Below are 12,381 nucleotides of genomic sequence, written 5' to 3'. Positions count from 1 at the left end.
AGTAATCTTTTCTCAATAAGTCCTACTATTAAGAATATTCTCAACTGTGAGGCTTATTGACAAGAGCCTGATGTGGAGCATAGCAGCAAGGCACGGAAAATCAGGACTTCTGGCGATTTCTTATCCCGAACTCAGGTTATTCAACGTGAATTCGATGAAGCTTTTCGCTACGGTTGCGAATTCGGGCTGCCCCTAAATCCCCCAAAATTGGGGGACTTTGAACCTAAACAACCTGAGTTCGGGTTAAGCCGAAGGCTGAAATCCCCACTGCAAGTAGCTTGAGCCAAACAACCAGCTAGTAATCTTTTCTCAATAAGTCCTACTATTAAGAATATTCTCAACTGTGAGGCTTATTGACAAGAGCCTGATGTGGAGCATAGCAGCAAGGCACGGAAAATCAGGACTTCTGGCGATTTCTTATCCCGAACTCAGGTTGAATAATATCATCGAGCAGGATCATCGAATCATCAAGCGATTGACCAAACCCATGATGGGATTCGGCTCATTCAACACGGCAAGACGAACTTTGAGCGGGATTGAAGCCATGAGTATGATTCGCAAAGGACAAGTGAAGGGAGTCAGCAAAGCGATTATCTTGAATGTCAAGAATCAAATGTGAATTTGAGGGGTCAGCGAAATCAACGCTACGAAAAAAACAAAGCACAATAAAGCAGCGACTCGCACATCGCTGTTGGAGCCACTTTGATCAACACACTCTCATCCTTCCTAAAACTGAGCGTTAACGCCTAGATCAGCAACAAATCTCATCAGGTCGTAGCACTTCAGGAACTCGCCAAGGTTTGAGATCGCGAATCATCGCATTCAGAATGCGGAGCAACTTGTGCATACAGGCGATTAACGCCACTTTCTTCGCTTTTCCCTGACCCAGAAGCCGCTCGTAAAACGCTTTGAGCACCGGATTGTATCGCCCAGCAACGAGCGTGCCCATGTAGAGCACCGCACGGATATTCGCGCGTCCGCCCCAAATCATGTGACTGCCGCGAAACTTGCCACTATCTCGATTGAATGGAGCAACCCCCACCAAGGCACTGATGCGTTTATCACTAACGGTTCCAAGTTCGGGCAAGGCAGCCATCAGCGTTGTGGCGATGACTGGACCGACACCGGGCACAGTTTTGAGCAGGGCGATACGCGCTTGCCATTCCACTTGAGATTGACTGAGTTCCTCAATTTCCTCATCGAGATCCTCAATGTGCTCTTCCAGCCACTCGATGTGAGTGTCAACGTTCTGACGCATCGTGCCCCGCAGACTCGCTCGGCGATTTTTCTCAGCGCTCAACATCTCGACCAATTGCCGTCGGCGCGTCACCGCCTCTTGAAGTGCGCGGTCTTGGTCACTCGCTAAGACTGTAATGGCAGGTCGGAGCGCTTCTCCAAAGTGAGCTAAGACCGCCGCATCAATTCGATCTGTTTTCGCGAGTTTGCCACTGGCTTTGGCGAAGTCTCGCCCTTGTCGAGGATTGATGATCGAAACAGCAATACCCACGTCTTGCAGCGCTTGGGCAACTTCCAGTTCCAATCCACCCGTCGATTCGACAATCACCTGCTCAATCTCAAACGCCTGAGGTCGCTTCACTAAGTCAGCGATGCCAAGGGCTTGATTCTGAACTTGAAACTGCTGAGCGATGGGTCGGATATAGATATCTAAAGTCGCTTTGCTCACATCAATGCCCACCCATTGCGATCGTTGTTGCATCACCTGTTCACCTCTGATTGGATCGAATTGCTCGAAGACTGCACTCTTTCTGGCTCCATGCGGACTTTACTGTCCAGGCGATTTTACGAGTTCTCAGTACTTCGAGAAGGTGTGGCGACCCAAGCTTAACTACGGTTTTGAAGAACCTTGGGGACATCGGTCTACCACACTCTTAACATACCAGGGGACAGGGTTTCTCAAGTAAAATTTATTGAAGAACTGTTCGGAATTAGCGCTTAACGGAATGCGAACGAAACACTTCGTTTGTCACTAAAAATATTTGCAACACAACCATCTGTTCAGAGTTCCTCAGCAAGCCCTAATTCTTCTTGCCACGTCGGATCGTCTCATTTTTCATGATGTCATCCGACCCACAAGTTGCTCAGATTAGGTAAGGTTTCATGATAATTGCAGCTAACTTAAGACTACTATCCCGCTATTTTCCTCATATCTTTGATAAAAGGGCACTGCCGATCTCGGGGTCTCGCCTGATTAACTGCGCCATGCCTACTAATACCTGGCGCGAACCAGAATATGGTAAGCGTCCATGAGCCACTAGCATGTTATCTAACATCAATACATCTCCCTGCTGCCACGGCACAAGCACCATTTCTTGCTGATGGCACTGCCGTAGCTCCTTAACTACTGAGGCTTCAATTGGGGTTCCATCCCCGTAAAAGCTATTACTTGGGAGTTCATCTTCTTGAAATGCCAATAGTAAACCCTCTTGGATTTCTGGTTCAAGGGTACTCACATGGAAAAACATTGCATGATTAAACCATACCTCCTCCCCAGTTTGAGGGTGCGTTAAAACAGGCTCCCGTACTACGCTTGTTCTGAGATGTCCACCTTCCATCCACTCTATCTCAATCTTGTTTTCCCGGCAGTATGATTCAACTTCGGCTTTATCGGCTGTCTGAAACACCGTTTGCCAGGGTAACCCTAAGAAGTGGTAAAAGTTGCGAACATACATGACCTGTTTGTTAATAAAGCGCTGCCGGATCTCAGGATCTATCCGGGTAAGGACTTTGCGAGTATCAGCAATCGGGGTCTCACCGCCGACAGCAGCGGGCGTTAGACAATGAAAAAAGATCCGCATCGGCCAACTTTCCTGGTAGGAATTTTCACAGTGCAGGGCAATGGTTTGCTCTGCTGGATATTCTGTAGAAGTATAAATTTTGCCTGAGATCGTGCGGCGCGGTGAGGATCTCTCCCGATACTCCAGGGGTTCGCCTGAGAGACTGTGAATCAGGGCTTCCAGGTCGGATGAGCCATTGACATTAAAATTCCGAAATAGCAAACCGCCATATTGCAACACCTGAGATTCGATCAACTCTCGATGACCCGTCGCCCATGCCCACAAGCCAAGTCCTTCAGCAATTGGTTCAACAACCAGAGGGAACTGCTTATCCGGATCTAAGAAAGACATTTTTACCGAGGTCTCAGACACTGGGTGGAAAATTCCTGTCATGACTGTTCCTCTTGCTGAGTAGCTTTGCAAATATGGCAACGGATGAATAGGCGAGGACACAAAGCCCCTTGAGAGGTAAAGGAACAGCGGAGATTGATGTCTTGACCTTTTCTCGTACTGCTATAGCAATCCTAAGTGAGTTGTGAAACGTAAGATTAATCGTGCCCCTAGCTCCTAAGTTTAGGGTGATTCCAGGTTTCACAATTCACATCGGCTTGCTATATAAAGCAATTTATCATATATATCTGCGCCTTAAAAGGCGGGTGTTGCGCGTCAATTAAATTGACCGATCGCGTCAATTACAAATCCTGTCCCCCCAGTAATTGTCGTCTTCGTTCCTCCTGCTCGATTGCCCGTTCCCTTAGATGGATTCAATTCAACCGCCAGAACCTCTGACTCTTACAGGTTTCCTCCGGAGACACGGCGGGATACAATCTCTGGCAAAGTCAAGGTTTTGTGGTTATGCCTTGCTCACAATTCGGTCGCTTTTTCAGAATCTGATTTCATCGTAGGAACCCCCCTGTTAGCGCCAGCGTCAACCCATAACTGTTGTCTGATTGCGCCCTCCCAGCTTTAGCCCGCAAGAATCGAGCTTGTTCGCTGTAGGCAGATCAGGAGTTACTTCTGAGTTTGAAGGGTAGGGCTTGCACCGACATCAAGCGGGAAGTTCAGCTAGACTTAGGAGTCTTGGCTGGAGTGATTATGGACGGACTGGATACCGTATTTCATCCCTCAACGAATCGCACCCGGACTATTGATCATTAAACATAAAATAAAGGCGTTGCATCCTGGCATTGCGTCTTGGCGTTGCATACGATGGAGGGAATGAATTTGGTTGAGAGATGAATTATTGAGAGACAAATTTCCCCTGACCTTTGACTAGACCACGAGATTTGGTGAAGCAACTCGAAAACCTTCGCTTTCAGCACAGAGGGACGATACAGTGCATAATTTCTTAGAGCATTTCCCAGATACTTTGGCTAAGGGTTTAACGTTAATCGAGCTGCTGCGGCATCGAGCTTTATACCAAGCCGACCAGACCCTTTATACCTTTCTTCAGGACGGAGAAACAGAATCTTTCAGGCTGACCTGTGGAGAATTGGATCAACAAGCACGAGCGATCGCGGCATCGCTGCAATCCCTAGTCGCCCCAGGAGATCGAGCGATACTGGTTTATCAGTCCGGTCTAGACTACATTGCGGCGTTTTTTGGGTGTTTGTATGCCTCTGTGGTGGCAGTTCCTGCTTATCCACCCAGACGCAATCAAAATCAGTCCAGGCTACAGTCCATTGTTGCCGATGCTCAGGCGACGGTAGTACTGACTACGACAGCTGAGTTAGGCAAGATGGACAATCAAATTGCCCAAAATCCAGAATTGGCGGCTTTGCACTGGTTGCCCACCGATCTCATCGCCAGCCATCTGGCTTCAGAGTGGCAGGAGCCGATGGTCTCCGGGAGCGACCTGGCTTTTCTCCAGTACACTTCCGGTTCTACGGGAACTCCCAGGGGCGTGATGGTCAGCCATGAAAATTTGCTGCAAAATTTGACATTAATTCATCAGTGTTTTGAGCATGCCCCCCATAGCCGAGGGGTCATCTGGTTACCGCCTTATCACGATATGGGGCTGATTGGCGGCATTTTACAGCCCCTTTTTGGTGGTTTCCCCGTCGTGCTGATGTCCCCTTTCGCCTTTCTCCAGAAACCCTTACGCTGGTTAGAAGCGATTTCCCGGTATCAGGCTACGACCAGTGGTGGCCCAAACTTTGCTTATGACCTTGCCTGCCGCCAAGTTACTCCTGAACAACGGGCAACGCTGGATTTGAGCCGTTGGGATGTCGCGTTTACAGGGGCGGAACCGATCCGGGCTGAAACGTTAGATCATTTTGCTCACACGTTTGCGGAGTGTGGCTTTCGCCGAGAGGCATTTTACCCCTGCTATGGCATGGCGGAGACAACATTAATCATATCGGGCGGTTTGAAAGCAGACCCACCCTTGATTTGCCAGGTTGACAAAGCCGCCTTAGAACAAAATCAGGTGGTCGTTGTGGGTGAGGAGTACAACACTGCTCAGGCGATCGTGAGTTGTGGTCGCAGTTGGTTAGACCAAAAAATTGAGATCGTTGACCCAGAAACCTTCATCCCCTGTCACGCTGGCAAGGTTGGAGAAATTTGGGTCTCCAGCTCTTCTGTGGCACTTGGCTATTGGAAACAACCCGAGAACACGGAAGCCACGTTTCGAGCCTACCTGAACGATAGCGGCAACGAACCCTTTCTGCGTACAGGGGATCTGGGATTTGTACAGGACGGTGAGTTGTTTGTCACCGGACGCTTGAAAGACTTGATCATTATTCGGGGGTGCAACCATTATCCGCAAGACATTGAACTGACAGCCACTCAAAGTCATCCAGCCCTGCGCTCCGGTTGTGGAGCAGCGATTTTAGTCGAAGTCGATGGGGTTGAGCAGTTAGCGATCGCGTGTGAGGTCGAGCGGAATTATCTGCGCCAGTTGGATGTCCAATCTGTGGCTACAGCGATCCGGCAGGCCGTATCGAAGCACCACGACCTGCAAGTCTACACCGTGGCATTACTCAAGACCGCCAGCATTCCCAAAACGTCCAGCGGTAAAATTAAACGTCATGCTTGTCAGGCTGGTTTTTGGGATGGCAGTTTGGATGTGGTTGGTCATTGGACTGCAATGCCCCAGGACATCAATTTAGAACAACAGGCACAAGTAAACCCGCTGCAGGAGCAAGGTCCCTCTGAGAAGCAGGGGTTGGCAGCGATCGATCAAACTTTAACTCCAACGTCCACACCTGACGAGATAGAAAATTGGCTAATCGCTTATCTCGCTTTATACCTGAAAGTACCATCGAATGAGATTAATATTAATGAACCATTTGCGAACTACGGAATGGATTCCTCGGTCGCTGTTAGTGCCACAGGTGAATTGGCTCAATGGTTGAATCTAGAACTTGACCCCACTCTATTCTGGGAATACCCTAGCATCAAAGCCGTTGTCCAATACCTATCGCAAGAATGCCGTTATTTACAACCAGAAGATACTCAATCAGGTGATGCCGATACTTAAAAGAGAGAGTTGAACATGGAGCCAATTTCAAATACAAATCAAGAGATTGTCGATTCTGGCAACACTAAAAAACCAGAAACAACAAAAGCATTCAAGTTCAATCCGTTTGATCTTGAGTTTCACACCAATCCTTATCCGGCTTACCACCGCCTTCGCTCCTACGACCCCATCCATCGGCACTTTTTTGGATCATGGGGACTAACCCGCTATGCGGATGTCAAGGCCGTTTTGCGCGATCCTCGGTTTCGCAGTGACAATCTACCCCAACGCCTCAATGATAAGAATCAGTACCTCAAACATCAAAATCAAAATCTTAACGCACTAGTACGCGCCACCAATACATGGTTATTATCTCTGGAGCCACCTGACCACACCAGGCTGCGAAAGTTAGTTGGTCAAGCCTTTTCTCCCAGCGTGGTAGAACGCCTGCGTCCCCAAACGCAAGATATTGTAGATCAGTTAATCGGCACTGTTCAGAAAACAGGGCGCATGGACATTATTTCCGATCTGGCACGCCCCGTACCTGTGCGCGTGATCTCCACCCTGCTGGGGATACCAGAGGACATTCAAGACCAGGTGTATCAGTGGGCGAATGACCTGTCTGGCATCCTGGATCCATTTAATTCTCTGGAGACTCTGGTTTATATGAATCAGATCATCCAAAAGTTTTCCAACTGCTTTCGCGAGTTGATTGCAGAGCGGGAAAAGCAACCGCAATCTGACCTGATCAGCTCTCTAATCGTGGCTAGAGATGAAGGCGATCGACTCAGTAATGATGAACTGTTAACGGTTTGTATGTTGTTGTTTGCCACAGGCGAAGAAACCACCGTCAATCTGATTGGGAATGGTATGCTGGCGTTGCTCCGCCATCCTGCACAGATGGAGTTACTCAAACAGGAACCCACAATGATTGCTAGTGCGGTAGAAGAACTGCTGCGCTACGATAGCCCAATTCAGCGAATTGCCCGCATCGCGCTGGAAGATGTGGAAATCGATGGCCATAAAATTGCGGCTGGCGAACAGGTGATTCTTTATCTGGGAGCGGCCAATCGAGATCCCGCCCAATTTCCTGACTGCGATCGCCTCTTGCTGAACCGCAGTGATAACAATCACCTGTCCTTTGCTGATGGCATTCACTATTGTTTGGGCGCGGCACTAGCACGAGTTGAAGGTCAAATTGCCATCAACACCCTGTTACAACGCTTACCCGACTTGCAGCTACAAACCAACACCCTAGAGTGGAGAAAGAATATTGCTTTACGGGGCTTGAAAGCGCTCCCGGTGACTTTTAGAACTTAGGCAATTTCCAGACAAGCTTATACCGTAAATCGTAGATACTGTTTTACATCCCGGTGGTCAAGTCTTTGTCTTATCTTCCCCTCAATACAAGGGGCGGGTTTTGTCTATCAGTAGTTGAGTATTGGAGACTCTGACTAAACCCGCCCGGACACCACCCCATCAACAGCCTTGGAAATAAATATATTAAGAAGGAAAAAATGGCAACGGACTTTGAACCCATTGCAATTATTGGAATCGGATGTCGGTTTCCTGGTGCCAACGACCCGGACGCTTTCTGGCAACTCCTGCAAGATGGGGTGAGCGCTATTACGGAAGTACCGCTCGATCGCTGGGATATCAACGCCTTCTACGATCCCAACCCCGCCACGCCGGACAAAATGAATACCCGTTGGGGTGGTTTTTTGGATCAGGTGGATCAGTTTGAACCTGAGTTTTTTGGTATCGCTCCCCGTGAAGCGGTGAGTATGGATCCCAAACAGCGACTTTTATTGGAGGTGACTTGGGAAGCACTGGAAGATGCCGGACAAGTTCCAGAGCGTCTGGCCGGGTCAGAAATTGGTGTTTTCGTTGGCATTTCGAGTTACGACTACTACGAGTTGCTAATGAGAAATCCTCGTAACGTTGATGCCTACGCCGCCACAGGCAACAATAACTGCATCGCCGCCCACCGGATCTCCTACGTGTTTGATTTTACTGGGCCCAGTATGGCCATTGATACGGCCTGTTCCTCTTCCCTGGTGTCCGTTCACCTCGCTTGTCAGAGCTTGTGGAATGGGGAATCCAGCATGGCACTGGCTGGGGGTGTGCATATCATGTTATCGCCGTGGGTTACGGTCAGCTTCTCCCAAGGGGGATTCATGGCGGACGATGGACTTTGCAAAGTCTTTGATGCCCGTGCAAACGGTTACGTCCGGGGTGAGGGGGCAGGGATGGTGGTCTTGAAGCCCTTATCTCAGGCGATCGCGGATGGTGATACCATTTACGCAGTGATTCGAGGCAGCGCCATCAACCAGGATGGGCGCAGCAACGGTCTGACCGCTCCTAACCCCCACGCCCAGGAAGCTGTGCTGCGGTCAGCCTATCGCCGATCGGGGGTTTCTCCAGAGCAGGTTAGCTATATAGAAGCACATGGCACGGGGACGAAGTTAGGCGACCCGATGGAGCTGAAAGCCTTGGGAAAAGTATTGTCCAAGAATCGTCGTCCTGGAAGCTACTGTGCCGTCGGTTCGGTGAAAAGCAATATTGGTCACTTGGAAGCAGCGGCAGGGATTGCCGGGTTGATTAAAGTGGCTCTGTCACTCAAACACCGCCAGATTCCGCCCAGCTTGCATTTTCAGCAACCCAATCCCTACATTAATTTTGAAAAGTTGCGGTTACGGGTGCAGGAGCAACTGTCGCTCTGGACGGCTGGGAATGGTGGCACTCTAGCGGCTGGAGTCAGTTCCTTTGGCTTTGGCGGGACGAATGCCCATATCGTTATGGAAGCAGCACCGGATAGTAGGGCTGGGGATAGGTCTAGCCCGGAGCAATTGGCGTTCAAGCGGCAAAATCTCGCAGCGATCGAACGTCCCTGGCATGTGCTAACCCTATCTGCCAAGAGTGAAGCGGCTTTGCGATCGCTCGCCCAACGCTATCAGGAGTTTTTGGCAAACCAACCCCAGACCGAGATCGCAGATATTTGTTTTACAGCCAATACTCGGCGATCGCAGTTTAATCATCGTCTAGCTATAGTTGCAGACTCTACCGGGTCGTTACGGAGACAGTTAGCAGCTTTTGTCAGCAGCATACCTACTGAATCTGTAGTCAGTCACGTTTTTCGCAGTCGGAAACCTCCAAAGCCAGTATTTTTATTCACAGGTCAGGGGTCACAGTATGTCGAGATGGGACGGCAACTTTACGAAACTCAACCGATTTTTCGGCAAACTCTAGACGAATGCGCGACCCTTTTACATCCCTATCTGAACCTCCCCCTGCTCGAAGTTCTATATCCAGATCCCCACATTCCCAACTCACAATCCGCGCCATTACTCGATGCAACCGCTTACACCCAACCCGCCCTATTTGCCATTGAATACGCCCTGGTTAAGGTGTGGAAATCCTGGGGCATCGAACCGGGTATCGTCATAGGTCAGAGTGTGGGGGAATATGTCGCAGCTTGTGTAGCGGGAGTGTTCAGCTTAGAAGATGGACTGAAGCTAATTGCTGCAAGAGGTCGTTTAATGCAAAACCTGCCTCAAGATGGAGAAATAGTGGTGAAGTTCCACTCTCCGTTAATGCAGCCCATACTGGCAGAGTTTGAGCAAGTCGCCGCAACTGTAACTTACTCTCCAGCGAAAATGAACTTAGTCTCTAATGTCACTGGGCAACTCGCCACGGAGGATATTGCGACTCCTGACTATTGGAGCCGTCATCTGTTGCGATCGGTCAAATTTGCCACGAGTATGGAAACCCTGGTTCAGCTAGGGTATGAGTTATTTGTGGAGATTGGTCCTCAGCCGACTTTGTTGGAAATGGGTCAGCAGTGCTTGGAGTCTGGAGCAATGGTGTGGTTGCCCAGTTTGCGTCCGGGAAAAGACGATTGGCAACAAATGCTCCGAAGTTTAGCGGAGTTACACATTCGCGGGGTGCAGGTAGACTGGTTTGGCTTTGACCAGGAATATGCCCGTCGTCCTCTAAAAGTACCAACATATCCATTTCAGCGCCAACGGTATTGGATTGAAACGACAGACAGTAGTCCGCACACAGCCCAGCCTGCATTACCGGAAAAAGTTCAACCTTCAGTCGTTGGACTGTATGAAATCCAGTGGCAACCAAAACCCCGCCAGCAAAACCTAGATATAACGGCTACTCTGGACAGTAAGCCTAGTAGTTGGCTGATTTTCGCTGACTCTAGTGGTATAGGAGATGCCCTGATAGAAATTTTACACTCCCAGGGACAAACGTGTTTTGTTGTCTATCCCGGCGATGCTTATACCTGTCAGCAACCTGGAGTTTACAGCGTCAATCCAGTCGATCCTGAGAATTTTCAACAACTGTTACGGGACGTTGACCTCATCAATGCCCTCCCGTTGAAGGGAGTGGTTCATCTATGGAGTGTTGGATTAGAACAAACGCCGGAGTTAAATCTTGCCGCTCTGGAGCAGGTGCAAATTTTGGGTTGTGCTAGCATCTTGCATTTAGTGCAGGCGATCGTTAAGCGTAACGGGTCGGTCTTACCGCGATTGTGGTTGGTCACGCAGGGCGCTCAGTTTGTGGAATCTCAACCTGGTTCTCCAGCCGTTGCTCAAGCTCCTATATGGGGATTGGGTAAAGTCATCGCCTTAGAACACCCGCAATTGTGGGGGGGGCTGTGCGATTTAGCGTTAGACGCAACGCAACCAGATGCAGCAAGGATGCTGCTTACAGAAATTTGTGCTGCGGAGGGTGAAGACCAGATTGCTTGGCGATCGGGACACCGTTATGTGGCACGTTTAATCAACAAAGGCGAGTTGCCAGCAGCAGCCGTGCCGCTAAGACCCGATGCGACCTATCTAATTACGGGGGGTTTAGGAGCTTTGGGATTGCAGGTCGCTCGGTGGATGGTTAAGCAGGGCGTTCGGCACTTGATTTTACTGAGCCGTCGGCCCGCATCGGCCCCAACTCAAGCTGCGATCGCGGATCTGGAGCAGGGGGAAGCTCAAATTCTGGTTACGCAGGCTGATGTATCGAACCACACAGAGATGCTCAGGGTCTTTGACAGACTCAATGCCTCAATGCCACCCCTGAAGGGCATTATTCATGCGGCAGGTGTTTTGGAGGATGGAATCCTGCTGCAACAAGACTGGGAACGGTTCGCCAAAGTAATGAATCCCAAGGTTCAGGGTGCCTGGAATTTACACACCCTCACCCAGCGTTTGCCGTTAGACTTTTTTGTTTGTTTCTCCTCCGTGAGTTCGCTACTGGGCGCGGCAGGTCAAAGTAATTATGCTGCTGCCAATGCATTTCTGGATAGCTTGGCCCATTATCGACAAAGGCAAGGGCTTCCTGGTTTGAGTCTGAACTGGGGACTGTGGGCGGATACAGGAATGGTGGTCAACTTAGATGATCGTTATCAAAATCGTCTGGCTGTTTTGGGCATGAATCGGTTCAGTTGGGAGCAGGGATTGCAGGCGTTGACAAACCTGCTAGGACAGCAGGGGATAGCTCAGATGGGTGTGTTTTCAGTGGATTGGTCACGGCTGAAGCAGCAGGTTACCGCCGAGCAAATACCATTACTGACCCACTTGCTGAATGAAGTGACCAGTCCAGAGGAGAATGCGTCAGCACAGCAGCATACGATTTTACAGGAGCTGGAAACCGTTCCTATCTGCGATCGTCAACCCCTGTTAATCGCCTATATCCAGCAGGAAGTTGCCAAAATCATGGGTCTGAGATCGCCACACCTGCCCGATCCACAGCAGGGATTCTTTGATATGGGGATGGACTCGTTGATGGTACTGGAACTAAAAAACCGCTTAGATACTCATTTGGGTACTTCGTTGCCTGCAACCTTAATGTTTGAGTTTGCAACCATCCAGGATTTGGTGGAGCATCTGCTAAACGACATCCTCCGACGGGAGGCTACTGGATCAGCAGATCCGGTTCAATTAGCCGCAGCAGAACCTCAACCCCGAATCGTGCCGTCAGGGTCAGATATCACTCAATTGCCCAAGGCGAAAACCAAACCAACCGCCCGATCGAGGGTAGACGTACTCACAGAAGAGGATATTGATGCCTCAATTACAGAGCGGCTGGAAAAACTGGAAAAGCTGCTAAGGGGAAAATAAC

Annotated in this window: 5 protein-coding genes and 1 pseudogene; 4 read left to right on the top strand and 2 right to left on the bottom strand. The window is 49.7% G+C overall.

All coding sequences use genetic code 11. The features are described from left to right. Positions 1 to 433 precede the first annotated feature (433 nt). Positions 434 to 619, top strand: a pseudogene (locus BRW63_RS14690) (DDE-type integrase/transposase/recombinase); the annotation flags it as partial. A gap of 132 nt (positions 620 to 751) precedes the next feature. Here BRW63_RS14690 and BRW63_RS14685 read toward each other — a convergent pair. Together BRW63_RS14685 and BRW63_RS14680 are read right to left on the bottom strand one after the other, a co-directional pair. Continuing rightward, the gene (locus BRW63_RS14685; RefSeq protein ID WP_189645267.1) at positions 752 to 1,717 is read right to left on the bottom strand and encodes an IS110 family RNA-guided transposase; all 966 of its coding nucleotides are present in this window, start codon (positions 1,715 to 1,717) and stop codon (positions 752 to 754) included. Positions 1,718 to 2,162: 445 nt separating this feature from the next. Beyond that, positions 2,163 to 3,188: a TauD/TfdA family dioxygenase gene (locus BRW63_RS14680; RefSeq protein WP_073072327.1), complete on the bottom strand. Its 1,026-nt coding sequence runs from the start codon at positions 3,186 to 3,188 to the stop codon at positions 2,163 to 2,165. Between the two features lie 943 nt (positions 3,189 to 4,131). Between BRW63_RS14680 and BRW63_RS14675 the strand changes: the two genes are divergently transcribed. From BRW63_RS14675 to BRW63_RS14665, 3 genes are all read left to right on the top strand, one after another. Continuing rightward, the gene (locus BRW63_RS14675; RefSeq protein ID WP_073072326.1) at positions 4,132 to 6,276 is read left to right on the top strand and encodes an AMP-binding protein; all 2,145 of its coding nucleotides are present in this window, start codon (positions 4,132 to 4,134) and stop codon (positions 6,274 to 6,276) included. A gap of 15 nt (positions 6,277 to 6,291) precedes the next feature. Further along, positions 6,292 to 7,575, top strand: a complete 1,284-nt coding sequence (locus BRW63_RS14670; RefSeq protein ID WP_083582959.1) for a cytochrome P450 — start codon at positions 6,292 to 6,294, stop codon at positions 7,573 to 7,575. A gap of 197 nt (positions 7,576 to 7,772) precedes the next feature. After that, positions 7,773 to 12,380 (top strand): type I polyketide synthase, encoded by a 4,608-nt coding sequence (locus BRW63_RS14665; RefSeq protein WP_073072325.1) that lies wholly within the window; start codon positions 7,773 to 7,775, stop codon positions 12,378 to 12,380. The last annotated feature ends 1 nt before the right edge of the window (position 12,381 follow it).

It is taken from the genome of Phormidesmis priestleyi ULC007 (assembly GCF_001895925.1).
GTDB classification, from domain to species: Bacteria; Cyanobacteriota; Cyanobacteriia; order Leptolyngbyales; family Leptolyngbyaceae; genus Phormidesmis_A; species Phormidesmis_A priestleyi_A.
This window is presented reverse-complemented; position numbering and strand designations above follow the sequence as displayed.

Coding starts and splice junctions, on each gene's coding strand:
- BRW63_RS14665 (WP_073072325.1), top strand. CDS start 7,773: ATGGCAACGGACTTTGAACCCATTGCAATTATTGGAATCGGATGTCGG.
- BRW63_RS14685 (WP_189645267.1), bottom strand. CDS start 1,717: ATGCAACAACGATCGCAATGGGTGGGCATTGATGTGAGCAAAGCGACT.
- BRW63_RS14680 (WP_073072327.1), bottom strand. CDS start 3,188: ATGACAGGAATTTTCCACCCAGTGTCTGAGACCTCGGTAAAAATGTCT.
- BRW63_RS14670 (WP_083582959.1), top strand. CDS start 6,292: ATGGAGCCAATTTCAAATACAAATCAAGAGATTGTCGATTCTGGCAAC.